Origin of the sequence: Advenella sp. EE-W14 (genome assembly GCF_012923605.1) — a bacterium.
GTDB lineage: Bacteria > Pseudomonadota > Gammaproteobacteria > Burkholderiales > Burkholderiaceae_B > Advenella > Advenella alkanexedens.
This window is the reverse complement of the sequence record NZ_JAAVNG010000011.1, coordinates 101,113-123,727: the sequence shown is the minus strand read 5'-3', so window position 1 is coordinate 123,727 and position 22,615 is coordinate 101,113. Positions and strand designations below refer to the sequence as shown.

23 protein-coding genes and 1 tRNA gene are annotated in these 22,615 nt (G+C 49.5%); 16 read left to right on the top strand and 8 right to left on the bottom strand.

Features of this window, described 5'->3' with window-relative positions; all coding sequences use genetic code 11:
• Window positions 1-135 precede the first annotated feature (135 nt).
• Both HCX92_RS10860 and moaA read left to right on the top strand, forming a co-directional pair.
• On the top strand, window positions 136-408 hold the full coding sequence (locus HCX92_RS10860; protein WP_169294981.1) for an HU family DNA-binding protein: 273 nt from the start codon (window positions 136-138) through the stop codon (window positions 406-408).
• Window positions 409-600: 192 nt separating this feature from the next.
• Window positions 601-1,575, top strand: coding sequence for a GTP 3',8-cyclase MoaA (gene moaA, locus HCX92_RS10855; protein WP_169294980.1), 975 nt, complete (start codon window positions 601-603; stop codon window positions 1,573-1,575).
• 71 nt (window positions 1,576-1,646) lie between these two features.
• Here moaA and mog read toward each other — a convergent pair whose 3' ends face one another.
• A complete protein-coding gene (gene mog / locus HCX92_RS10850) occupies window positions 1,647-2,210 on the bottom strand; it encodes a molybdopterin adenylyltransferase (RefSeq protein WP_169294979.1) in 564 nt (187 codons plus the stop codon).
• A gap of 196 nt (window positions 2,211-2,406) precedes the next feature.
• On the opposite strand from mog, the gene moaC reads away from it, so the two are divergent.
• The 9 genes from moaC to fdhE all read left to right on the top strand — a co-directional run bounded on the left by moaC (window position 2,407) and on the right by fdhE (window position 11,742).
• Entirely contained in the window at window positions 2,407-2,898 is a 492-nt protein-coding gene (gene moaC, locus HCX92_RS10845; protein WP_169294978.1) for a cyclic pyranopterin monophosphate synthase MoaC, read from the top strand.
• Between the two features lie 108 nt (window positions 2,899-3,006).
• Window positions 3,007-3,714, top strand: a complete 708-nt coding sequence (modA, locus tag HCX92_RS10840; RefSeq protein WP_211182370.1) for a molybdate ABC transporter substrate-binding protein — start codon at window positions 3,007-3,009, stop codon at window positions 3,712-3,714.
• 18 nt (window positions 3,715-3,732) lie between these two features.
• A complete protein-coding gene (gene modB / locus HCX92_RS10835) occupies window positions 3,733-4,395 on the top strand; it encodes a molybdate ABC transporter permease subunit (protein ID WP_169294976.1) in 663 nt (220 codons plus the stop codon).
• Between the two features lies 1 nt (window position 4,396).
• Complete coding sequence (locus HCX92_RS10830; protein WP_169294975.1) at window positions 4,397-5,050, top strand: ATP-binding cassette domain-containing protein; 654 nt, start codon at window positions 4,397-4,399, stop codon at window positions 5,048-5,050.
• Window positions 5,051-5,308: 258 nt separating this feature from the next.
• Window positions 5,309-8,425 (top strand): formate dehydrogenase-N subunit alpha, encoded by a 3,117-nt coding sequence (gene fdnG, locus HCX92_RS10825; protein WP_169294974.1) that lies wholly within the window; start codon window positions 5,309-5,311, stop codon window positions 8,423-8,425.
• A gap of 11 nt (window positions 8,426-8,436) precedes the next feature.
• Window positions 8,437-9,351, top strand: coding sequence for a formate dehydrogenase subunit beta (gene fdxH, locus HCX92_RS10820; RefSeq protein WP_169294973.1), 915 nt, complete (start codon window positions 8,437-8,439; stop codon window positions 9,349-9,351).
• Entirely contained in the window at window positions 9,351-9,998 is a 648-nt protein-coding gene (locus tag HCX92_RS10815; protein WP_211182369.1) for a formate dehydrogenase subunit gamma, read from the top strand. The genes fdxH and HCX92_RS10815 overlap by 1 nt, the downstream gene beginning before the upstream one ends.
• A 1-nt stretch (window position 9,999) precedes the next feature.
• Entirely contained in the window at window positions 10,000-10,806 is an 807-nt protein-coding gene (gene fdhD, locus HCX92_RS10810) for a formate dehydrogenase accessory sulfurtransferase FdhD (RefSeq protein ID WP_211182368.1), read from the top strand.
• Between the two features lie 9 nt (window positions 10,807-10,815).
• Window positions 10,816-11,742 (top strand): formate dehydrogenase accessory protein FdhE, encoded by a 927-nt coding sequence (gene fdhE, locus HCX92_RS10805; RefSeq protein ID WP_169294971.1) that lies wholly within the window; start codon window positions 10,816-10,818, stop codon window positions 11,740-11,742.
• 125 nt (window positions 11,743-11,867) lie between these two features.
• Here the strand turns inward: fdhE and glp are convergent, their stop codons facing one another.
• The 4 genes from glp to HCX92_RS10785 are packed head-to-tail and all read right to left on the bottom strand — an operon-like array spanning window position 11,868 to window position 14,392.
• Entirely contained in the window at window positions 11,868-13,076 is a 1,209-nt protein-coding gene (gene glp, locus HCX92_RS10800) for a gephyrin-like molybdotransferase Glp (RefSeq protein WP_169294970.1), read from the bottom strand.
• Window positions 13,076-13,681: a molybdenum cofactor guanylyltransferase MobA gene (gene mobA / locus HCX92_RS10795; protein ID WP_169294969.1), complete on the bottom strand. Its 606-nt coding sequence runs from the start codon at window positions 13,679-13,681 to the stop codon at window positions 13,076-13,078. The genes glp and mobA overlap by 1 nt, the downstream gene beginning before the upstream one ends.
• Window positions 13,678-14,139, bottom strand: coding sequence for a molybdenum cofactor biosynthesis protein MoaE (locus HCX92_RS10790; protein WP_169294968.1), 462 nt, complete (start codon window positions 14,137-14,139; stop codon window positions 13,678-13,680). Before HCX92_RS10790 ends, mobA begins: the two co-directional genes overlap by 4 nt.
• A gap of 4 nt (window positions 14,140-14,143) precedes the next feature.
• The gene (locus HCX92_RS10785; RefSeq protein ID WP_169294967.1) at window positions 14,144-14,392 is read right to left on the bottom strand and encodes a MoaD/ThiS family protein; all 249 of its coding nucleotides are present in this window, start codon (window positions 14,390-14,392) and stop codon (window positions 14,144-14,146) included.
• A 231-nt stretch (window positions 14,393-14,623) separates the two neighbouring features.
• Here HCX92_RS10785 and HCX92_RS10780 point away from each other — a divergent pair.
• Window positions 14,624-14,699, top strand: a tRNA-Val gene (locus tag HCX92_RS10780).
• A 195-nt stretch (window positions 14,700-14,894) separates the two neighbouring features.
• On the opposite strand, the gene HCX92_RS10775 is transcribed toward HCX92_RS10780, so the two are convergent.
• Window positions 14,895-15,119 (bottom strand): hypothetical protein, encoded by a 225-nt coding sequence (locus HCX92_RS10775; RefSeq protein WP_169294966.1) that lies wholly within the window; start codon window positions 15,117-15,119, stop codon window positions 14,895-14,897.
• A 270-nt stretch (window positions 15,120-15,389) separates the two neighbouring features.
• Here HCX92_RS10775 and HCX92_RS10770 point away from each other — a divergent pair, with 270 nt between their 5' ends.
• On the top strand, window positions 15,390-16,559 hold the full coding sequence (locus HCX92_RS10770) for an exonuclease SbcCD subunit D (protein WP_211182367.1): 1,170 nt from the start codon (window positions 15,390-15,392) through the stop codon (window positions 16,557-16,559).
• Window positions 16,556-19,612 carry an AAA family ATPase gene (locus HCX92_RS10765; protein WP_169294965.1) on the top strand — a complete coding sequence of 1,019 codons (3,057 nt, stop codon included), beginning with the start codon at window positions 16,556-16,558 and terminating at the stop codon, window positions 19,610-19,612. Before HCX92_RS10770 ends, HCX92_RS10765 begins: the two co-directional genes overlap by 4 nt.
• A gap of 27 nt (window positions 19,613-19,639) precedes the next feature.
• Here the strand turns inward: HCX92_RS10765 and arsC are convergent, their stop codons facing one another.
• On the bottom strand, window positions 19,640-20,068 hold the full coding sequence (gene arsC, locus HCX92_RS10760) for an arsenate reductase (glutaredoxin) (protein ID WP_169294964.1): 429 nt from the start codon (window positions 20,066-20,068) through the stop codon (window positions 19,640-19,642).
• Between the two features lie 11 nt (window positions 20,069-20,079).
• Window positions 20,080-20,616: a methylated-DNA--[protein]-cysteine S-methyltransferase gene (gene ogt / locus HCX92_RS10755; RefSeq protein WP_169294963.1), complete on the bottom strand. Its 537-nt coding sequence runs from the start codon at window positions 20,614-20,616 to the stop codon at window positions 20,080-20,082.
• 82 nt (window positions 20,617-20,698) lie between these two features.
• Here ogt and HCX92_RS10750 point away from each other — a divergent pair, with 82 nt between their 5' ends.
• Window positions 20,699-21,373: a response regulator transcription factor gene (locus HCX92_RS10750; protein WP_169294962.1), complete on the top strand. Its 675-nt coding sequence runs from the start codon at window positions 20,699-20,701 to the stop codon at window positions 21,371-21,373.
• 62 nt (window positions 21,374-21,435) lie between these two features.
• Window positions 21,436-22,563 carry a HAMP domain-containing sensor histidine kinase gene (locus tag HCX92_RS10745; protein ID WP_169294961.1) on the top strand — a complete coding sequence of 376 codons (1,128 nt, stop codon included), beginning with the start codon at window positions 21,436-21,438 and terminating at the stop codon, window positions 22,561-22,563.
• Window positions 22,564-22,615 lie beyond the last annotated feature (52 nt).

The following is a 22,615-nucleotide window of genomic DNA, read 5'->3' as shown; positions in this document are numbered from 1 at the left end:
TTCCATTGATAATGGCCGCAAGACTAGTAAATATGCGGGGTTTGCTGTGTTTTTTTCTTGACAGCCAATAAGATTAAAGGGAAGATACGCGTGATGATTTACATCAGAGTTAATTTAGAAAAGGGGTTTTCCTGAATGAATAAGACAGAATTGGTTGAATACATTGCATCTAAGGCAGATATTTCCAAAGCAGCGGCTGGCCGCTCTCTGGATGCAATGATCGCTGCAGTGAAAGCAACACTGAAAAAAGGCGAGACGGTAACCTTGGTTGGTTTTGGTACATTTGCCGTTTCTACTCGTGCAGCCCGTACTGGTCGTAACCCACGCACAGGCGAAGCCATCAAAATCAAAAAAGCCAAAGTACCTAAATTCCGTCCAGGTAAAGCACTGAAAGACGCGGTAAACTAAATGCCAAATGGCAAACACGGTTTGTCATACATGAGGTCATTTATTTTGTTTTTTTATAAGTGACGCATTTGAAAGTGTAGATAAACCCTGTTGGGCAAACAGCACCCCACCAATCAGATTTTTATATGATTTGTGGGGTTTTTCTATGGTAGACTGCATTTAATTAATTAATACAATGGATATAAGCGCAGAATGCTGATTGACAGGTTTGGTCGAAAAATTGATTATTTACGCCTCTCATTGATAGATAAGTGTGATTTGCGATGTTCTTACTGTATTCCCAAGGGATTCAAAGAGTTTGAACGTCCTGCGAATTGGTTGTCTTTTGATGAGATAGTGCGTGTGGTCGCTGCCTTTTCCCGCATGGGAACCCGTCGTTTCAGGTTAACAGGCGGAGAGCCGCTGCTGCGCAAAGACCTGCCCGAGCTGGTTGCCCGCCTGTCGGCGTTGGAAGGAGTGGAAGACCTGTCTATGTCCACCAATGGCACACAATTGAAAAAATATGCACAACCCTTGCGTGATGCCGGTTTGCACCGTTTGAACGTCAGTCTGGATTCCTTGCGTCGTGAATGTGTTGAGGAAATTTCGGGCAGCGACAGTTTGTCTAAAGTCATGGCAGGACTGGAGGCAGCCAGGCAGGCCGGTTTTACGAGAATTAAAATCAATATGGTCCCGCTGGCCGGTATTAATATCTCTGATATCGAAGATATGATTCAGTACTGTATCCAGAATCAGTTTGTACTGCGCCTTATTGAAGTGATGCCCATGGGCGTAACCGGGCAAAAACAGGTACCGGTTAATTTGCAGGAAATTATTGAACAGGTCAAAGACAAGTTTGGTTTGCAAGAATCCAACAAGGTATGGGGTGGGGGGCCAGCCCGTTATTGGGAAACACCCAACAGTGATTTTACGCTTGGCTTTATAACGCCCAAATCCCAGCATTTCTGTGAAACCTGCAATCGGGTCCGGCTTGCGGTTGACGGGCATTTGTACTTGTGTTTAGGGCAGGAAGACAAATTTAACCTGTTGCCATATTTGCGTGATAATTGCAGCGATGCCGAGCTTGAACAGGCCATTCGCGAAGCGATAGAGCTGAAACCCGAACGGCATGAATTCAATAGCCGGCCAGAGAAAATCATCCGTATTATGTCGATGACGGGTGGTTAAATTTTTTAAGTGAAGCTTTCATTAATAAAAAAAGCGGCCTGTGAGCCGCTTTGCTTATAGGGTAGAAAAGCTTATTTCGGACGTACCGATTTGCAGATGTCCGGGTTGGTTTCAACCAACGGGCCGCCAACGGCATCCACACAAATAGGTACCGATGCAAAAATACCATGAATGATTTGTTTGCCTTGTTCATCTTTGACGCCACCGAGCGTTTCGGCGATTGCATTTGGACGGCCTGGCAAATTCAGAATCAGACTGTTGCCGCGGATAACACCCACTTGGCGGGATAAAATGGCGGTAGGCGTGAAGTGAAGGCTGATTTGTCGCATTTGTTCGCCAAACCCGGGGATGATGCGATCAGCAACAGCCAGGGTGGCCTCAGGGGTTACATCACGCAAATAAGGGCCTGTACCCCCGGTAGTTAAAATCAAGGGGCATTTTTGAATGTCGGACAACTCAATTAGGGTTTGTTCAATCATGGGCTGTTCATCGGGAATTAAATGCGCTACAAATTCCAGCGGGTTCAGGACTGCAGCGCCTAACCAGGATTTCAATGCAGGCAAGCCCTGATCTTCATAGGTTTTGTTGAAGGCCCGATCGCTGATAGAGACGATACCAATGCGTAGTGTTTCCATACTGATTCCTTTGACTGCATTTGCTTTTGATGAATAGCGGAGATTGTTTATAAAGATAAAGATGTGCTTTTGCCAGGCACTGGCCTAATTTATGCCAGAATACATGGCCTAAATTCTTACCATCAAAAGAATTGTATTCTATAACATTAAAATTATCTTATTCCCCCTGTTCTAGACAGTATTAAGGATATAAAACGTGACAGATCAACAATTAACGCATTTTGACAGTCAGGGCCAGGCCCATATGGTTGATATTTCAGAAAAAAAAGAAACAAGGCGGGTTGCCCGCGCCAGTGGGAAAATAAGCATGAACGAAGTGGCTTACCGTTTGCTGGTTTCCGGTGAAAGCAAAAAAGGGGATGTGCTGGGTATTGCACGCATTGCCGCCATCCAGGGTTCCAAGCATACCAGTTTGCTGATTCCCTTGTGCCATCCTTTAAGTCTTACGCACGTGAGCATTGAGTTCAATCTGGCCGAACAGACGCGATCCGTGGAAGTGGTGGCAACGACTGAAACCACCGGTAAAACGGGCGTTGAAATGGAAGCCCTGACAGCGGTCTCAACCGGTTTGCTGACTATTTACGATATGTTAAAAGCGGTTGATAAGGGAATGCAAATAAGCCATATTCATTTGCTTGAGAAAAAGGGGGGCAAGTCAGGTGATTGGCGTGCCTGGCAAGAGGCTTGACGTGGCTGTGACCTTGTGTTTTTTATGACGTTTTTTTATCATCTTCAGGTATTTCAAAGAGGTAGGTTGATGTTCAGACGAGTATGGCTGTTTTTGGCATGTGTGACAATGACGGGCAGTGTCTCGGCAGCAACCATAACGGTTTCCGCTGCGTCCAGCCTGAAAGACGTGTTTCAGGAAATTGGCCGGAAATTTGAACAGGTGCATCAAGGTCACACCATTGATTTCAATTTTGGCGGTTCAGGCAGTCTGCTTCAGCAAATCCGTCATGGTGCTCCTGTCGATGTTTTGGCCAGTGCCGACCTTGCCAATATGCAGGCTGCCAATGAGGGCGGGATTTTGCAAAATAACCGGCATACCCATTTCGTCAAAAACGAACTGGTGTTGATTGTGCCGGCAGACAGCGATTTAAAACTGGAAACCCTGAATGATTTGCAAAACGATGCCGTCAATCGTATTGCCATTGGCAACCCGTCCAGTGTGCCGGCCGGACGCTATACGGCAGGGGCGCTTAAAAAGGCCGGTCTTGATGAAACACTGAAAGACAAAACAGTTTTTACGCAAAATGTCCGACAGGCCCTGGAGTACGTGGCCAGTGCGAACGTGGAGGCCGGTTTTGTTTATGGCACCGATGCCAAAATCCTGCCAGACAAGGTCAAGGTTGCGTTTAGTGTTGAGCTGGAACAACCGGTTGTATATCCGATTGCCGTGTTAAAAGACAGCCAAGAGCCCGATCTTGCCCGGCAATTTGTTGATTACGTATTATCGGAAGAAAGCCGGGCTATTTTTGATCAATACGGTTTTGTGCGTCCATAACAGCAAGGGAATCAGTTAATGCAGTCGATCATGATACCTTTATTTTTGTCTGTCAAAGTGGCTGTCTGGGCTACGATGATCAATCTTGTCCTGGGTATTGCTTTTGGCTGGTATCTGTCACGCAAGCGTAGTTTTTGCAGACAGGTGCTTGATGTGATGGCCACTTTGCCAATGGTATTGCCACCAACGGTATTGGGATATTATTTGCTGGTTTTGTTTGGTAACAAAACCGGTTTAAGCAAGTGGCTTGAAGCCAACTTTGGGTTTGGTCTTGTTTTTTCCCTTAATGGTGCCATTATTGCCGCGGCAATCGTCACTTTTCCGCTTGTTTTCAAACCGGCACGGGCCGCTTTTGAGTCGGTTGATGAGCAATTGCAGCAGGTTGGCTGGGTATTGGGTGTTTCCAAAAGCGCTGTTTTTTTTCGGGTTTTTCTGCCTTTGGCCTGGCGAGGAATTCTTGCAGGTTTGTTACTGGGCTTTGTTCGCGCATTGGGCGAGTTTGGGGCGACCTTAATGGTGGCTGGCAGCATTCCCGGCAAAACCCAAACACTTTCAATTGCCATTTATGATGCGGTTCAGGCCGGACAGGATGCTGAAGTCAATCAATTGGTTTTGCTGATATCGGTTGTGTGTATTGCAGTTTTGTCGTTGGCTTATTATCTATCTCCAAAGCGTGCCTGAAATGATTTTTGATATCGCTATCCGGAAAAAAATGCTTTCAGCTTCAAGAACATTCATGCTGGATATTCAAGTACGCAGTCACCGGGAACAGGTGATTTTATTTGGCCCTTCCGGGGTTGGTAAATCCCTGACGGTAAAATGCATAGCGGGCTTATTGACACCTGACAGTGGTACCATAAAAATTAAAAACAGCGTGCTGTTTGATAAACAGAATAATATAAATATTGCACCGCAGGCGCGTAATGTCGGTTATATCCTGCAAAACTATGCTTTGTTTCCACATCTGAATATTGCACAAAATGTGGGCTTCGGACTTAATCGTAAAGGCTGGCTCAACAGGATTTCACCTGATAACCTTGAGAAAATCCACCACTGGTTGAGCCGGTTTCAGATTGCCGATCTGGCCCGCCAGTATCCGGGCCAATTGTCTGGTGGCCAGCAACAGCGGGTTGCCCTTGCCAGGGCGCTTATCATAGAACCTGAATTGCTGCTCCTTGATGAACCGTTTTCCGCACTTGATAAAAAATTGCGCAGACATATGCGTGAAGAAGTAAAAGAGTTGCTGGAAGAATTGAGAATTCCTCTTATGCTGATTACTCATGACGAGGAAGATATAAAAGCGTTTTCGGCAGAGTTGATTGAATTAAAACCTTGAGAGCATTAAATAAAATACATGCGCGCCCAGTCATATTTTCCTTTCTAAAAAAAATTGAATGTAGTCAATTGGCGGGCTTTCTTGTATTCTTGAAATGACCGGCTTGAATTGTTGTTGAAATAAGCATGTGATTTTTATGCTCATGTTAGCTAATTTGTAAATATTTAAAATGATAATTTTTTCAACTGAATTGTTACTTATAATAGCCCCCATTGATCATAGGGTCTTAAATACATACACGATAGGAGCATCATCGCAATGAAGATGACCAGACGACAGTTTTTTAAAGTTACGGCAGGCGGTGTTGGTGCGACAAGTCTTGCCGTAATGGGGGCCGCGCCAACCAACGCGTGGGCTGAAGTTCGCCAGTACAAATTGTTAAGGGCGGTTGAAACACGAAATAACTGTACTTATTGTTCGGTTGGATGTGGAACCTTGCTGTATAGCCTGGGAGATGGTGCCAAGAACGTCACCAAGAAAATATTTCATATTGAGGGTGATCCCGACCATCCGGTCAGCAGGGGCAGTCTTTGCCCGAAAGGGGCTGGCCTGATTGATTACATTAACAGCCCCAAACGTTTGCACTACCCGGAAGTTCGTGAAGCCGGTACCAATGAATGGAAGCGAATCTCATGGGATGATGCTTTTGATCGTATTGCCCGCCTGATTAAAGAGGAGCGTGATGAACATTTTGTTGTAAAAAACGACAAAGGCGTCACGGTTAACCGTCTTGAGGCAGTAGGAATGGCCTGTACGTCCGCCGGTTCTAACGAAGCCGGTATTCTGACCCAAAAATTCATTCGCTCTTTGGGTATCGTGGCGGCAGACTCGCAGGCACGTGTTTGCCATGCGCCCACTGTGTCTGCACTGGCCTCTACATTTGGCCGGGGGGCAATGACCAATACTTTCTGTGACATGCAGAATGCCGATTTTATTCTGGTCATGGGCGGCAATCCGGCAGAAGCGCATCCGGTTGGTTTCAAATGGGTCATTGAGGCGAAGAAGAAAAAGGGTACCAAACTCATTGTTTGTGATCCGCGTTTTAACCGAACCGCTGCGGTGGCAGACCATTACCTGCCGATTCGTTCAGGAAGTGATATTGCCTTTTTGGGGGCGGTCATTAACTGGCTGATTGAAAACGATAAGATTCAGTGGGAATATGTAAAAGCTTATACCAATGCCAGTTTCATTGTTGATGAAAGATATGGCTTCCATGAGGGCCTGTTTACAGGTCATCCCGATTACTCCGAGACCAGTGATGCCACGGCAGCCAATGCAGATCCGCTGGCTGATACGCATGCGCCCGAAAACACCACTTACGATACGAGCTCATGGACTTACGAGCTTGATGAAAACGGTTATGCCAAGGTTGACCCAACACTGACACATCCGCGCTGTGTATGGAATTTAATGAAAGAACATTATTCCCGCTACACGGCCGAGATGATGACAAAAATCACGGGAACACCGATTGAGGACTTCCTGTTGGTGTGCCAGGCTTTGGGTGAAACCAGTGTGCCTGACAAGACCGGAACGATTCTTTACGCCCTGGGTTGGACGCAGCATACTTATGGAACCCAGAATATCCGTACGATGGCCATGATCCAGCTTATGCTGGGTAATATCGGTATGGCTGGCGGTGGCGTCAACGCCTTGCGTGGGCATTCCAATATTCAGGGTTTGTCTGATCTGGGCGTGCTGTCCACGAGCTTGCCAGGCTATCTGGTGCTGCCCAATGAAAATCAGCATCCCACTTTTGATGATTACCTGCAAAAACAAACACCCAAATCCTTCCGTCCAGGCCAGCTGAATTACTGGAGCAATACACCCAAGTTCATGGTTAGCCTGCTTAAATGGTTCTTTGGTGAAAAGGCCACTAAAGAAAATGACTGGGGTTATGACTGGTTGCCTAAATGGGACAAGATGTACGATAGCCTGCAAATGACCGACATGATTTATCAGGGACAAATGCACGGCCTGTTGGTGCAGGGTTTCAACATTACCAGTTCATTCCCCGACTCAAAACGGGTCACCGAGGCTTTCTCGAAGTTGAAATTCCTGGTGGTGATGGACCCCTTGAATACTGAAACAGCCACTTTCTGGGAAAATCATGGTGAACATCACGATGTTGATCCTGCCAGTATCCAGACGACGGTTTTCCGTTTGCCGACGCCCTGTTTTGCAGAAGAAGAAGGCTCCATCGTCAACTCATCACGCTGGTTGCAGTGGCACTGGGCCGGGGCACATCCGCCGGGCGATGCCAAACCTGACCTGGAAATTCTGGCTGAAATCCATCAACGGCTTAAAAAGTTATATCTGGAAGAGGGTGGTACGGTACCAGAGCCAATTGTTAATCTTGATTGGCAGTACCAGAATCCGCTTAGCCCCTTGCCGCATGAAATGGCCAAGGAGTTTAACGGTCGTGCCCTAGAGGACATCAAAGACGAGATGGGCAATATCGTCATACCCAAAGGCCAGTTGCTGGATGGTTTCCATCAGCTGCGAGATGATGGAAGCACCTCGTGTGCCTGCTGGGTTTTTTCAGGTAGCTGGACTAAAAACGGCAACCAGATGGCCCGTCGCGACAATACCGATTCCGGTTTAGGCAATACGCCCGGATGGGCCTGGGCCTGGCCGGCTAACCGCCGCATTCTGTATAACCGTGCATCGTGCGACCCCAGTGGCAAGCCATGGGATAAAAACCGTACATTGATCGAGTGGGATGGCCGCAAATGGGTGGGTGCCGATATACCTGACTTCAAGGCGGATGAGGCACCCGGTACGGACATGAATCCGTTTATCATGAACGAAGAGGGTGTTGGCCGTTTGTTCTGTGCCAGAAAATTGGTGGATGGTCCTTTCCCCGAGTCTTATGAACCTATGGAAACGCCATTGGGCACCAATCTGCTGCACCCCGGCGTAGTGCACTCACCGGCCGTGCGCATGTTTGACAGTGCCAGAAACCGTTTTGGCAAGAAAGACAAGTATCCCTATGTGGGTACTACTTACCGCCTCACCGAACACTTCCAGTTCTGGACCAAGTCTGTCAAGCTGCTGATGATTGCCCAACCCGAGCAATTTGTTGAAATTAGCGAAGAGCTGGCCAAAGAGAAGGGAATTGAAAAAGGCGATTGGGTAACCGTCAGCACCATCCGGGGCTCTATTAAGGCCAGGGCGGTTGTCACGAAACGGATCCGGCCTTTGCAGGTTAATGGAGAAACCCTGCACCAAGTCGGTATTCCCTTGCATGGTGGATGGGTGAATGTATCGGACAGAAAACAGTATTTAGTAAATACCTTGACGCCTTTTGTGGGTGATTGTAATGCACAGACACCCGAATACAAAACATTTTTAGTGAACGTGGAAAAGGCTTAAGGAGTTAGAAAATGGCATTGCAATCTTTAGATATCCGTCGTCGTTCCGCGACAGCTGAAATGACACCACCCCCCGGCGTTCGTCAACCGGAAGAAGTGGCAAAATTAATTGACGTGACAACCTGTATTGGCTGCAAAGCCTGTCAGGTAGCCTGTTCCGAATGGAACGATTTGCGAGATGATATCGGGATCAACCATGGTGTGTATGACAACCCGATAGATTTGACGGCAGACAGCTGGACCGTTATGCGTTTTGCCGAAACCGAGGAAAACGGCAAGCTGGAATGGTTGATCCGCAAGGATGGCTGCATGCATTGCACCGATCCGGGCTGTCTGAAAGCCTGCCCTTCACCCGGTGCCATTATTCAATATGAAAATGGTATTGTCGATTTCCACCAGGAAAACTGTATCGGTTGCGGTTACTGTATCGCGGGCTGCCCATTCAATATTCCACGAATTTCCAAAAAAGATAACCGTGCTTATAAATGCAGTTTGTGTTCAGACCGCGTGGCGGTTGGGCAAGAGCCGGCTTGTGTAAAAACCTGTCCTACCGGAGCCATTCAGTTTGGTACCAAAGATGACATGAAGTTGGTCGCTGAAAAAAGGATTGAGGATTTGCAAAATCGTGGTTATCAAAATGCCGGTTTGTATGATCCCGAAGGGGTTGGTGGTACTCACGTCATGTATGTTTTACATCATGCCGACAAGCCCCAGCTCTATAATGATCTTCCCAAAGATCCTGAAATCAGTACCACAGTCAGTTTATGGAAGGGTCTTCTCAAGCCGTTGGCTACGGTTGGTATTGCCCTGGCGGGTGTCGTAGGCTGGTTGCACTACATCACCATCGGTCCAAACCGGACCGTCGAGGAAAAACCCGAAATCATTGGTAAAGATGGAGATACGCTTAAAAACGAGGGGGATGCATAATGAAAGAGAAACTGATTCAGCGCTATAACAAAGCCGAACGGGTCAATCACTGGATTGTGGCCGGTTGCTTTGTGTTGCTGGCGATTTCCGGCCTGGCTTTTTTCTATCCGGCTTTTTTCTGGCTGACCGGCGTGTTTGGAACGCCGCAGCTGGCCCGCATTATTCACCCTTTTGTTGGGGTGGTTATGTTTCTTGGCTTTTTTATCCAGTTTTTCCGTTACTGGAAATACAACTTAATGGAAAAAGAAGATGTTAAGTGGCTTACATCAGTTGGTCAAATCCTGAAAGGCGAAGAAGTGGGTGATACTGGCAAGTATAATGCTGGCCAGAAAATCATGTTCTGGTTAATGACGGTTTGCATGTTGACTTTGCTGGCAACCGGGTTTATTGCCTGGCGCCCTTATTTTGCCGACATGTTCCCGATTCCGCTTATTCGGATTGCTTTGTTGCTGCATGCCGTGTCAGCCCTGGTGCTGATTGCCGGAATTATTGTGCATGTCTATGCGGCCATCTGGATTAAAGGCACCATTCGTGCCATGGTGGAAGGTGTGGTCACCCAAGCGTGGGCCAAGGCGCATCACCCCCGCTGGTATCGTGAAATTATGGCAAAAAAGAAAGCCAAGGATGAGGCTGCCGGGCGTTTATAGTATGACCGCAACACCACTTAAAACTTCAACCGTCTGGCGCCTGAAGCAAGGCCGGATTGACGAGACGGATGATTGCCTGAGCAATGAAGTACCGGTCGCCCTTGTTTACAACGGCATTTCACATGTGGTTTTGATGGCAACTCCACAAGACTTGCCGGAGCTCGCGCTGGGATTTAGCCTGACTGAGGGGATTTTATCCTCGGCATCCCAACTTTATGATGTGGAAGTGTTGCAAACCCCAGCAGGCATGCTGGTTAATATGGACATTGCCTCGGCAGCGTTTTTGCAACTGAAGGGACGGCGGCGTAATTTAAGCGGTCGTACCGGGTGTGGCTTATGTGGCATAGAAAGCCTGGATGTGGTCAAACCGGTTATCACTCCTGTTAAGGTAAGGCCCCATATATCTGCAACGCATATTTCAGATGCGCTTGATGCATTTGCCTCGTTGCAGCCATTGCGTGCGCAAACCGGGTCTGTGCACGGGGTTGCCTGGGTAAATGGCAGCGGTCATATACAAGCCCTGTTTGAAGATGTTGGGCGACATAATGCCCTGGATAAATTGCTGGGGTTTGGTGCCAGGGCTGGCTGGAACTGGTCAGAGGGTTTTGTGCTGGTATCCAGTCGTGCCAGCTACGAAATGGTGGTCAAGTCTGCCGTTTTGGGGGTTGGGTGTCTGGTTGCCGTTTCGGCGCCCACTTCATTGGCTGTGCAATTGGCGCAAGAGGCCAATATGACGTTGATAGGCTTTGCCAGGCCAGGTCAGCAGGTGATTTACACCGGTCATGAATACATTACTTTGGCAGATTAAAGGGTTTAAATGGATCACATTAAATTAAAACCAAAAGAAGAAATTGAAAAATCTTTTTTTCATATTCCATTTTGGATCGCGCCAGATAAACATCTGTTTTTGTCCCGCAGTGAGCGTTTCACAAAATTGGCCAAACTGGAGAAATCCGACTGGAAATTGTATTTGCAGCTGTTGGCTGGCTTGTCTCGGGTTCAGCATGGTTTGCTGGCTGACGCAGATGCCGTTGTCCCGGAGCTCAAGCGTAATGAGACGGCTTCCATGTTAAATGTTCACAATACCCCGATTCCGTCCTGCTTTACGCCCATGTTGCATGCCTTGTACGAGCGTATCAAGGGTGAATTGTCTGATCATATGGAACAAACCTGGCAACGCCTGCTGGCCATGCCGGTGCCTGATCAGGAAGCGCTGGCCCGGCGCCTGCTGCAACACGAAGCCGACGTAACTGACCAGGAATACAGTATTTGGGTGCATGCCGTTTTGCAAGTGATCTGGACTTACTGGGCGATGCAATTGCAGGAAACTGATGTGCCTTCACGTGATGAGCGTGTACAGTGTCCCTGCTGTGGCAGTGATGCGGTTGCCAGTATTGTTTTGAAAAGCGGTGAGCAGGAAAACCTGCGTTACCTGCATTGCAATTTATGCAACAGTCGCTGGAATGCCTTAAGGGCAAAGTGTACTTTCTGTGGTAATACGAAAGACATGACCTTGCAGTCGGTGGAGGGTGTCACCGAAGGCGCTTTGCATGGAGCCAGCGGTGAAACCTGTGATGTTTGCCAGGGTTACCGTAAAATGTTCAGCCTCAGCAAAGAGCAGCATGCCGATCCGGTTGCCGATGACCTGGGGTCGTTGGCTCTGGATATGATGCTGGGTGAAAAAGGCTATTCCCGGGGTGGTGCCAATCCTTTCCTGATGATGGAAAAAGAAGTGCCACATTAATCATGCCCAAAGCTGGTGCGGCTGCTTGCCGAACCAGACGGCTGTGATAACGCACCGTGGTTCATGTTGTTTGCTTGCCCGGTAACGGTTGTGTTATCGGGCTTTTTTGTGGAAATGAGGTGGGCTTAAAACGAGTGTGACAACGGATAAACATCAATCCATTGGCCGTGTTCGACATTGGTGTGCGCAGGAACCTCGATTAAGACATCCGCATTGACACAGCCGGAAAGCATATGCGAGCCCTGGCCTTTGACGGGCGCTGCCCAGACACCGGTTTCTGTCATGGTAAGCGCACCACGCCAGAAATCACGGCGACCTTGTTTGTTGTTGGGAATTGAAAAATCCGCCTGGGCTTTCCATTTTTGGGGACGGGCTTTTTCAATTGAAAGTCCGGCAAGATATTTAATGGCCGGTAGGGTCATGAGCAGGGTGGTGGCATAACTGGCCACCGGGTTGCCGGGTAGCAGAAATACTTTGCAGCGATTGTTGATGTTTCCCCAGGCAAAGGGTTTGCCGGGCTTGATGGCCAGTTTCCAGTGTTCAAGGGTACCCAATTCGTCCAGAACCTGTTTGACATAGTCTTTGTCCCCCACCGATGCCCCGCCAGAGCAGATGATGATGTCCGCGTTGGCGGCGGCCTGATGCAAAGCCTGCTTGATGGTGTCATAGTCATCAGGTAAAACACCGCCATTGACCACCTTCAGGTAGGCATAATGCTTAAGCCAGCCAAGCAGCATGGGGCGGTTTGAATCATAAATTTTACCGGGTGCCAGTGGTTCGGTAAGGGAAAGCAGTTCATCACCGGTAGAGAACAGGGTAAGGGTGAGTGGCTTGAAGCAGCTGACACTGGCATAGCCCTGACTGGCCAACAGCCCGATGGCGGCGGGTGAAATAACGGTATGAGATGAAACCAGTACATCTCCTTTTTTCAATTCTTCACCTTGGCGGCGGATATTGGCGCTGGGTTTCAGTGCTTGCTCAACCGACACATGGCTGTCGGTGACAGTGGTGTTTTCTTGTGGAACCACGCTGTCGGTATTGGCCGGTATACCTGCGCCGGTAAAAATTCGAACGGCCTGTCCGGGCTCAAGGCGGGTTGCGGTAACGTCATCACCCGCGGCAACCACGCCAATAATTTCCCATTCGGTCCGGTTCAGGTCGCAAACTGCGTAGCCGTCCATGGCACTGTTGTCAAACATGGGGGCGTCATAATTCACCGTTAATGCTTCGGCCAGGATATAGCCTTCAGCCTCTTCCAGGGGGCGGTCTTCTGTTTGGTGGGTTGTTTGGGTTTTGGAAAGCAGTTCTTCAAGAGCTTCGTAGTAATCACGCATTATGCATTACCTTGTAATGAATCCCAGAGCTTGAGTGATTCTGGATTGTTAAAATTGATGAAAAAATCTTCCTGCTCAAAATTGACCAAGGTATGGGCGTTGTCCAGCACAAAGGAGCGCAGGCGTAATTTGTCCACCTTATGGTCAAGCCGCCGTTTAAGGTCGGGCAGCAGTGAACGCCGGAACTGGATAACACTGGGGTGCTGGTTGCCACCACTGATTGCCATGGCAATATCGGTATTGGTTTGCAGCAGGGCGTTATGCAGACGCTCGGTCAGGGTGTCGGGCAGGAAAGGGGTGTCGCATGGTACTACCTGAATGAATGCAATGTTTTCAGGCAACTGCATGCTGGCACTGTAAATGCCGCCCAACGGACCCAATGCTGTGTACTGGGGCAGGTCCGGGATAACCGGATGCCCATAAGAGGCATATTTATCCAGGTTGCGGTTTGCGCTAATCACAATGCAATCCACGTTTTTCCGCAAAAGCGCCAGCGGATATTCAACCAGTGGTTTTTGTTTGAACAAAACCATGCCCTTGTCCTGGTGGTTCATTCTGCTGCCCAGTCCACCGGCAAGAATGAGTCCGGCTGTATTGGATATCATGCCTGGTTCCATCGCTGTGTGTGATCCAGATCGGACTTTTTCATATCCACCCAATGAGCGTCTCCGTTGGCAAAGCATTCTTTTTTCCAGAAAGGCGCTTCTGTTTTCAGGTAATCCATAATAAATTCGTTGGCCTGGTAGGCGTCTTTGCGATGTTCGCTGGCGGTCAGGACCAGCACAATTTTTTCACCGGTTTTGATTTCGCCAATACGATGGATGACTTTGACGTACTGTAAAGGCCATTTCTGTTGTGCCGTCAGAATGATTTTTTCAATTTCCTGTTCGGTGACCCCGGGAAAGTGCTCCAGGTACAAATGACTGAGCAATTGCTCGTGGTCTTTGCCGCGAACCTTTCCAACGAAGCTTACAAGCGCACCACAGTTGCTTGAGGACTGTTCGGCCAATTGTTCTTCGGTTTCAAGGTTGAAGTCTGTGGATTGGATACTGATGGCATACATGGTTTCAGCCTCCGGTAACCGGGGGAAGCAGGGCGACTTCAGCGTTTTCCGGTATGTGGGCATTTTGATGAACAATGCTATTGTTGATGGCTATTTTGTATACGTTTTCGGGGGCCAGGGTTTCGTGCCACAGTTGATTGCGGCTGCGTAATAACTGGATCAGTTCATCGCGGGTACCGCCATGCCACTCAATGGTTTCTTCGGCAATGGACAATTGTTCTTTTAGTTTTGCCATATAGATGATTTTTAACATAGGATGTAATGCCATGGTTATGATGGTAGACAGGGCATTATAACCAAAGTTGGTGGAGTTGCCTTATTGTGAGCTTTGCGGGCATGTGGGTGAATTTTGTATGGGGAAACATTGTTTTTTTATGTTTGTTGTAAATTGGTCATGTTTTTTTGTGTAATTTGAATATATTTTCAATAAAAGCTTGTCAGCCTATGAAAGGCTCTATATAATTTAATTCTTCAGTTAAGCAATGGGTGCTTAGCTCAGTTGGTAGAGCGGCGCCCTTACAAGGCGTAGGTCACAGGTTCGACCCCTGTAGCACCCACCATTGCAAAATTGGCAAATCAGGCACTTACATTGGTAAGTGCTTTTTTTATGCCTGTTTATTTTTTGCCTGTTTAAATAACACCTTGTCAGGTGCGCGGTTAAATGGGTCTCAAAAGTGGTGGGTTTCAAAAGCGGTGCTTGATAATCCTGGCGTTGTTTTCCGGTTAAACAATTTAACCGGAAAACAGAGGCCGGGTTATGAATGGTCGAACCAGCTTTTGAATAACTGGATTATTTCGGGGTTGCCCGATTGGGTTTGGCTGGGATCGAGTTCCAGAATGGCATCCTGATCAACCGGGAAGTATTCGTTGGCAATCCGGGTGGCCATCTCGTAAATGGGTTCCAGTTCAAAGCCTGGCTTGGCAATAGCATCCAGAAAAGTTTCAAGTGCGTATCTGCCCTTTTCATTTAACTTATACATATTCGTCTCCTGTAAAGCAGAATAGATGGGATGTCACGTGGATGTCGCAAAGGCATATCATAATTCTATTGTTTTCTACAGGGGGGAGCAATGAGAATATTTGTCAAGCGTGTTTATGGCTGCTTAGTCTTTTGTGTCAATGTGATTGGTGTGTGGGCGGTTGATGTGGTCAACGCCGATATGTCGGCACAAGATGAGTAAGGGATTGGGGAAAATATTCCTGGTGCTGACAGGATGTTAAAATGCTCTTGCGGTCATTGTTGACCGTCAATGCAAATAGAAAAAAATTACGACGCTTACATGAAATTCATTCATACCTCTGACTGGCACTTGGGCCGTCAGTTTGCCAGCCGTATTCTGATTGAAGACCAGGAGTATGTGCTGGACCAGATCATTGCTTACCTTGAGCAGCATCAGGTGCAGGCTTTGCTGATTAGCGGCGACATCTATGATCGTTCGGTGCCACCGGTGTCAGCGGTGGCTTTGCTGGATAAAACCTTAAACCGGATAGGGCAACTGAATATTCCGGTCATCATGATTCCTGGCAATCACGACAGTGCGCAGCGTTTGGGGTTTGCCGCTCAACAGTTAAGGGCGTCCGGTGTGCATATCATTGCCGATTTTGATCAGATGATCAAGCCGGTTGTGATTGATGACAAGGGTGAGCGGGTTGATTTTTATGGCATACCTTTTAATGATCCCGAGCTGGTACGCAATTATTTTCAGGCGCCGGTCAGCACTTATGAAGCGGCGCATCGCCTGCTGGCAGAAAAAATCAGACAGGTGATGGACGCGGAGCGGGTCAATGTATTGCTGGCTCACTGTTTTCTGGAAGGGGCGGTTAACTCCGAGTCTGAGCGGCCTTTGTCAATTGGCGGGTCTGATGTAGTGCCTCATACGGTTTTTGATGGTTTTGATTATGTGGCGCTGGGCCATTTGCATGCGCCCCAGTATAAAGGGGCAGAGCATATCCGTTATTCGGGTTCTATTCTTAAATACAGTTTTTCCGAGCAGTTTCACAACAAGGGCGTTACCCTGGTGGAGCTGGATACAAATGGCAAGGCAAGCATGCAAAACTTGCCCCTGAAACCCTTGCGCGATGTGCGGACCCTGGAAGGGACATTGGCAGATATTGTTGAAATGGGCCGGCAAGACCCCAATGCGCACGATTACGTGTTGGTAAAGCTTGCGGATACCCATGCCGTGCTGGATCCGATAGGGAAAATCCGCGAGGTATATCCTAATGTATTGCAACTGGAAAAACCTGGTCTGTATCGTGCCGAAGCAGAGGTGCTGGCACCGGGGCAGGCCCTGAAGCGTGATGAGTACGATCTGTTTTGTGACTTTTTTGAGCAGGTGGCCGGACAGCCTCTGAGTGAACCCCAGAAGCAGGCAGTCAAGGAAGTGATTCTTGAAGTGCGCAAAGAGGAGCAGGCATGAAACCCGTTTATTTAAGCATGCAGGCTTTTGGGCCTTTCGCGGGAAAAGAAGAGGTTGATTTCACCCGCTTGGGTGAAAACCCCCTGTTCCTGATTAATGGGCCAACCGGTGCCGGTAAAAGTACTATGCTGGATGCCATCTGTTTTGCCCTGTATGGTCAGGCGGCCGATGATGATCGGGATCCGGCTGCCCTGCGCTCGGATATGGCGGCTTCTCATTCCTTAACCGAAGTTGAGTTCTTGTTTGCTTTGGGTGAAAAGCAATACCGGATTTTCAGGATGCCGGCCCAGGACAGGCCCAAGCAGCGGGGTGAAGGTTTTACCATGCAAGCGACCGAGGCCAAATTGTGGGAAATACAGGCGGATGGCAATGAGATTTTGCTGATTCCCAAAAAGGCCACCGAGGTAACGGAAAGGGTGGTTGAGCTGACCGGTCTTACCGCTGAGCAGTTCAGGCAGGTCATGGTCTTGCCTCAGGGTAAGTTCAGGGAGTTGTTATTGGCCAACTCCCAACAAAGAGAAAGTATTTTCAGTCAGCTGTTCCAAACCTCCATTTACCGTAAAATAGAAGAAAAACTCAAGCAGCGGGCTGCGGATATCGAAGAAAGCAAAAAAAAACATGACCAGAAAATTGCCGGTTTGCTGGAGTCGGCCGATTGCAGCTCGGAAGCGGCCCTGAAAGAAAAAACCAGTCAACTTGCGCCACTGGTTGAGGAACTTGAAACGAAAAAAAACCTCGCCTTTGAACAATTCATGTTGTTTGAAAAAGAGCGTTCCGCTGCAATGGCTTTGCAGGAATTGTTCAGGCAGAAAGAAAGTTGCCTGCATTCGCTGGCCACACTTGAGCAATCACGCGGGCAATTGCGGCAAACCGAACATAAGCTTGCGCGCTCCAGCCAGGCCACTTTGTTGATGCCATTGATCCAGGCACGTGAAGAAGCGGAAAAATACAGCGAAAGTCTGCAGCAGGCATTGCAGGCGCTGGCGCTGCAAATGGTTGGTGCCGGGAAAAAGCTTGAGCAAACCCGCCAGCAATTTGAGCTGGCCACAAGCCAGTACCGGCAAAAAGATGATTTGAATGTTCAAATCCATGAACTTGAGCGTTATCGTGAAAAAATGCGCCTGCTTCAGGAAAAGCAAGTGGAAAATGAGCGCCTGCAGGCAGTATGGCGTCAAATTAACCAGACGCATGATGAGCAGTTGCTTGCCCGGCAACATAAACAGCAACAACTGGAGCAGGCCAGGGAAAAAATTGTCGAGTTGCGGGTTTTTGTTGAGGCGCTGCCTGAAGCTGTGCAGCAACTGGATCAGGCGGAACATGTTCTGCAATTAAAAAAACAGTACGATGCGCTGCTGGATAAAAGTCAGGCCTTGCAAGCGCGGGCGATGGCGGGCATCGCCTCGGTGGAGGAAACGCGGCAAAGCTGGCAGGCCCTGCACGAAGAAGATACCCGGCTGCAAATTCAGTGGCACCAGGAGCAGGCGGCACAATTGGCCAGTCGTTTGCAGTTGAATGAACCTTGCCCGGTTTGTGGCAGCACCATGCATCCGCAACCGGCACAGGCACAACAGGCCTTGCTGGAGAAGGCAGATCTAGAACAGTCTGCACAAAGACTTGAAAAAGCACGTCAGCAGCTGCAAAACATGGAAAACACCCTGGTTCAGGTTCGTACCTTGCAAGAGGCATTGGCGGGGCAAATTAATGAGCAGCTGGCAGCGCTGGGTGACAGTGCCAGCGTACCCGCTCCCACTTTGCTGGACGTGTGTGAGCAGGCCCGCAAACGGGTTAAGCAATGCACCCAGGCCAGACAGTCGCAGTCTTTGTTGCAAGAGCAGCTGGCTGTATTTGAAAAGGCGCTGTCGCAGCTGGACGAAACCTTGCAGCAGACCCGGGAAAAGCAGCAGACCATCAGGCTTTCCCTGGCTTCCCTGGAGAATGAGCTCAAGCTTCGGCTGGCCGAATTGCCCGAGTCGTTTCGTGATGCCAACGTGCTGGCGCAAACGTTGCTCGATGTCAGGCAACGTCTGGCTTTGCTGCAAAAAGAATATGAAATGTCCCGGCAGGCATTTGAGTTGGCCAGCCAGGAACATGTTCAGTTGCAGGAACGCAAGGCTGGCCTGGAAAGCCGGCAGGAGCAGGCAATCGTTGCCCTGCAACAGGCGCGGCAGACCTGCCAGGATCAGCTTGGGCAGCATGCTTTTGATAGTGAACAGGCATGCAGGCTGGCGGTGCTGAGTGCGCATGAAAGGCAAGCGCTTGAGCAGTATGTGGCGCAATTTAACCGTCAACAGTATGAGCTTGAAGGGCAGTGTAAGAATATTTGTGCTCAGCTTGAGGGTAAAACCCCGCCTGATTTGACGCAAATGGAAACCAGGCATGAACAGATGAAGCAATTGCGTGACCAGGCCCAATCTGCCTGGCAGCAGCATAACGAGACATTGAATCAATTGAAATCGGTGGCGGCAAAAATTGACCGCATGCATGAGCAAAATGCCGGGCTTGAACGGGAGTATGCCATTTATGGCACGCTCAGCCATGTTGCCAATGGGCGCGCAGACAGCCGGATCAGTCTGCAGCGGTTTGTGTTAAGTGTTTTGCTGGATGATGTGCTGGCCGATGCTACGGTGCGCCTGCGTTTGATGAGCAAGGGGCGTTATCAATTGATCCGGAAAGAGGACCGTGCCAAGGGCAATAGCCGCTCGGGGCTGGACCTGGAAGTCATGGATGAATACACGGGCATTGCCCGGCCGGTAGCCACCTTGTCGGGGGGCGAATCGTTCATGGCGGCGCTGTCGCTGGCGCTGGGCTTGTCGGATGTGGTTCAGGCCTATGCCGGTGGCATCAGGTTGGATACCCTGTTTATTGATGAAGGGTTTGGCAGCCTGGATATGGATTCTTTGGAATTGGCCATTCGTACCTTGCTGGATTTGCAGGCCAGCGGCCGTACTATCGGGATTATTTCCCATGTGACCGAGTTGAAAGAGCAAATGGCGCTGCGTATTGATGTGCTGCCCTCGGCACGGGGCAGCCGTATTCAGGTTCATGGCGTTTGAAGAAAACCGTTTGCCTGGGCAGGCGCTTTATACGATGCGCTTGCCGTTCTCATCAATAACCGCTTCGCCATTTTCTTTGTTGAATGCCTTCAGTTGGGGCAAGGGCAGGATGTCAAGCACTTCCTCACAGGGGCGGCACAGCCTGGCGGTTTCATTGTTAACCACCACAATGGGTCGGTTGATTAAAATGGGGTGTTTGACCATGAAATCCAATAGTTCATCGTCGGTCCATTTGGGGTTGGCCAGATCCAGTTCCTGATAAATGGCTTCTTTGGCGCGAATGATGTCCCTGACGGTATGGGTGGATTTTGCGACAATGTCGGCCAGTGCCTGTTTGCTGGGCGTGTTCTTGAGGTATTCAATCACCTCAGGTTCAATACCGGTATTGCGGATAAGTGCCAGCGTGTTGCGTGAAGTGCCACAACGTGGATTATGGTAAATCGTTATCTTGCTCATGTTGGCTCCTGTTAACTCATGGGTGGATGGCTGGGCATCATACCAGAGAAAGGGGCTTCATGGCGCAACAGCCATATTTTGCGCTCCAGGCCACCGCCATAGCCGGTCATGCTGCCGTCTTTGCCAATCACCCGGTGGCAGGGAATAACAATTGAAATGGGGTTGGCACCGTTGGCCAGGCCAATGGCCCGCGATGCATTCGGGTTGCCAACCTTGGCCGCCAGCTCTGCGTAACTCATGGTTTGGCTATGGGGGATTTCCTGCAGGGCCTGCCATACCGCCCGCTGGAATGGGGTGCCACCGGTTGCGACCGGAATGGTGTTTAGGGCATCGAGGTCGCCATTGAAATAATCGTGCAAGTTCTTTTCATAGGGGCAGGGCGTGCTGGCTGGAATGATTTCCGTGTGTTTGTATTGCCGATGCAGCAAGTCAAGCATCCGTTGTTCATGATCGGCAAAATCAAGCACCCTGAGCCTGTTTTCGTCATCGGTCATCAGGATGATTGTTCCCAGCGGGGAGTCCATGCTGGACATATAGAGTTTCATCATATTCCGCCTGAAGATTAAATTTTGCTTAAATTGAGATACCATTCATTATTCTAAAGCGATTAATTCAACAAGATAGCTCAAAATGAGAATATTGGTAATTGAAGATGACAGTATCCTGGGTTCTGCCTTGCAGGAATTCCTGCGGGCGCAGGGGTATGCGGTGGACTGGGTCAGTACCGGCAGTCAGGCATTGGGGGCGGTATCGGCACAAACTTATGATTTGCTGGTGCTGGACCTGAATTTGCCGGACATGAGCGGGCTGGATGTCCTGAGACAGTCAAGAAAGCAGGGGCAGCAAGCACCTACCCTGATTTTAACTGCTCGCGATGGGGTGGAGGATCGTGTGGCGGGTCTGGATGCCGGGGCGGATGATTATGTGACCAAACCCTTTGAGTTGGCCGAACTTGCCGCCCGCGTTCGTGTGTTTGCCCGCAGGCAGTCGGGTCAGCCCAGTCCGATCCTTGAGGTGGGCCCTCTGGCCTTTGATATGGTGGGCAGAGAGGTCAGGGCCGGGAGCGAGCGCCTGAATTTATCGGTTCGCGAGTTATCGGTGCTGGAGATGCTTATGGTCAGGGCGGGCAGGGTGGTAACCAAGCGTCAGATCGTGAATTCCCTGTCCGCCTGGGATGCCGATTTCAGCGAAAATGCCGTTGAAGTGTATGTGTATCGTTTACGCAAGCGGCTTGAAGGGCTGGGGGTCAGTATCCAGACGGTACGTGGTTTTGGTTATCTACTTGAAATTGATGCCGAGGCCTGACCCGGTGCGGCTGGCGAGCCAAGGTGCCGGCTTGTGGTGCTTTGTTTTGCGAAAGGTTATCCATGCATAATCTCAATTCCCTGAAAATATTGAAAAAGAATACCCGGATTTTGTCAAAAGGTTCCCTTTCGCGATATCTGATTATCCGCTTGATGCCTGCTCTGCTGGTTTTGTTCCTGCTGGATTTTAGCGTGACCTGGTTTATTACCCATGAGTTTTCGGTGGCCTACTGGGATTTGCAGGATATCCTGCTGTTAATCCTGGCAGGTCAGGTCATTCTGGTTGTTTTGTTTGCCTGGCTGGTGGTGTACGGGATTCGTTCCGGCCTGCATTCGGTGAATCTTATTTCCACCCAGATCGCACAGCGCAATGAAGAAGATCTGCAGGCCATTGATATGACTAATGTGCCTACCGAACTTGCTCCGTTGGTGTCGCGGATTAATGAACTGTTCAGAAGGCTTGATGAGTCGATGGCGGCGCAAAGGCGCTTTATTGGTCATGCAGCCCATCAGCTCAGGACACCCCTGTCGGGTTTGCGGCTTGAGTCCGAACTCATGCTGGCGCAGCCTTTGCCCGACGATGTCAGAAAAAGAGCCGAAAGGATTAAATCCATCAGTAACCGGATGATTCACTTGGGACAGCAGTTGTTGGTGCTGGCCCGGGCCGACCCCGGGATACGGCCGCAAAACAGCTTTATCCGGATAGATTTGTGTGAGTGGGTGCAAACCAGCGGCTCAGAATGGGTCCCCAAAACCCGCCAGCAACATATTGATCTCTTGCTGGAGGCGCCTTCTTCCGCCGTCTGGATTGATGGTGACCCTTTATTGCTGGAGGAGTTGCTGGGCAACCTGATTGATAACGCCCTGAAATATGCCAAAGGTGCGAAACACATTGTGCTGACAGTGGGTCAGAATCCGCCTTCCCTGTCGGTTGAAGATGATGGTTGCGGTATAGAGCCGGAAGATCGACAACATGTTTTTGAGGCGTTTTATCGTGCCTCTGGGGTGGGAAGCAGTGGCTCGGGTCTTGGGCTTCAGGTAGTGCAGGAAATTGCCAGGGCGCATGGAGCCGGCTGGAGTCTGGTCAGCAAGCCGGCCATCAAAGGTACGCGCATTACGATTGTTTTTCCTGGTCCCAGGATTGGGACACAGCTGTCACGCCAGGAAAAGAGTGTTTCAATGCCGACCTGACGGGGAAGCGCTGCGCTTGCAATGCCTGGGCAGCGCCATCCCCGATGGGGCA

What these genes read in the sequence shown, in the direction of transcription:
- HCX92_RS10860 (WP_169294981.1), top strand. Translation starts at nt 136, where the DNA reads ATGAATAAGACAGAATTGGTTGAATACATTGCATCTAAGGCAGATATT.
- moaA (WP_169294980.1), top strand. Translation starts at nt 601, where the DNA reads ATGCTGATTGACAGGTTTGGTCGAAAAATTGATTATTTACGCCTCTCA.
- mog (WP_169294979.1), bottom strand. Translation starts at nt 2,210, where the DNA reads ATGGAAACACTACGCATTGGTATCGTCTCTATCAGCGATCGGGCCTTC.
- modA (WP_211182370.1), top strand. Translation starts at nt 3,007, where the DNA reads ATGACGGGCAGTGTCTCGGCAGCAACCATAACGGTTTCCGCTGCGTCC.
- modB (WP_169294976.1), top strand. Translation starts at nt 3,733, where the DNA reads ATGCAGTCGATCATGATACCTTTATTTTTGTCTGTCAAAGTGGCTGTC.
- HCX92_RS10830 (WP_169294975.1), top strand. Translation starts at nt 4,397, where the DNA reads ATGATTTTTGATATCGCTATCCGGAAAAAAATGCTTTCAGCTTCAAGA.
- fdnG (WP_169294974.1), top strand. Translation starts at nt 5,309, where the DNA reads ATGAAGATGACCAGACGACAGTTTTTTAAAGTTACGGCAGGCGGTGTT.
- fdxH (WP_169294973.1), top strand. Translation starts at nt 8,437, where the DNA reads ATGGCATTGCAATCTTTAGATATCCGTCGTCGTTCCGCGACAGCTGAA.
- HCX92_RS10815 (WP_211182369.1), top strand. Translation starts at nt 9,351, where the DNA reads ATGAAAGAGAAACTGATTCAGCGCTATAACAAAGCCGAACGGGTCAAT.
- fdhD (WP_211182368.1), top strand. Translation starts at nt 10,000, where the DNA reads ATGACCGCAACACCACTTAAAACTTCAACCGTCTGGCGCCTGAAGCAA.
- fdhE (WP_169294971.1), top strand. Translation starts at nt 10,816, where the DNA reads ATGGATCACATTAAATTAAAACCAAAAGAAGAAATTGAAAAATCTTTT.
- glp (WP_169294970.1), bottom strand. Translation starts at nt 13,076, where the DNA reads ATGCGTGATTACTACGAAGCTCTTGAAGAACTGCTTTCCAAAACCCAA.
- mobA (WP_169294969.1), bottom strand. Translation starts at nt 13,681, where the DNA reads ATGATATCCAATACAGCCGGACTCATTCTTGCCGGTGGACTGGGCAGC.
- HCX92_RS10790 (WP_169294968.1), bottom strand. Translation starts at nt 14,139, where the DNA reads ATGTATGCCATCAGTATCCAATCCACAGACTTCAACCTTGAAACCGAA.
- HCX92_RS10785 (WP_169294967.1), bottom strand. Translation starts at nt 14,392, where the DNA reads ATGTTAAAAATCATCTATATGGCAAAACTAAAAGAACAATTGTCCATT.
- HCX92_RS10775 (WP_169294966.1), bottom strand. Translation starts at nt 15,119, where the DNA reads ATGTATAAGTTAAATGAAAAGGGCAGATACGCACTTGAAACTTTTCTG.
- HCX92_RS10770 (WP_211182367.1), top strand. Translation starts at nt 15,390, where the DNA reads ATGCAAATAGAAAAAAATTACGACGCTTACATGAAATTCATTCATACC.
- HCX92_RS10765 (WP_169294965.1), top strand. Translation starts at nt 16,556, where the DNA reads ATGAAACCCGTTTATTTAAGCATGCAGGCTTTTGGGCCTTTCGCGGGA.
- arsC (WP_169294964.1), bottom strand. Translation starts at nt 20,068, where the DNA reads ATGAGCAAGATAACGATTTACCATAATCCACGTTGTGGCACTTCACGC.
- ogt (WP_169294963.1), bottom strand. Translation starts at nt 20,616, where the DNA reads ATGATGAAACTCTATATGTCCAGCATGGACTCCCCGCTGGGAACAATC.
- HCX92_RS10750 (WP_169294962.1), top strand. Translation starts at nt 20,699, where the DNA reads ATGAGAATATTGGTAATTGAAGATGACAGTATCCTGGGTTCTGCCTTG.
- HCX92_RS10745 (WP_169294961.1), top strand. Translation starts at nt 21,436, where the DNA reads ATGCATAATCTCAATTCCCTGAAAATATTGAAAAAGAATACCCGGATT.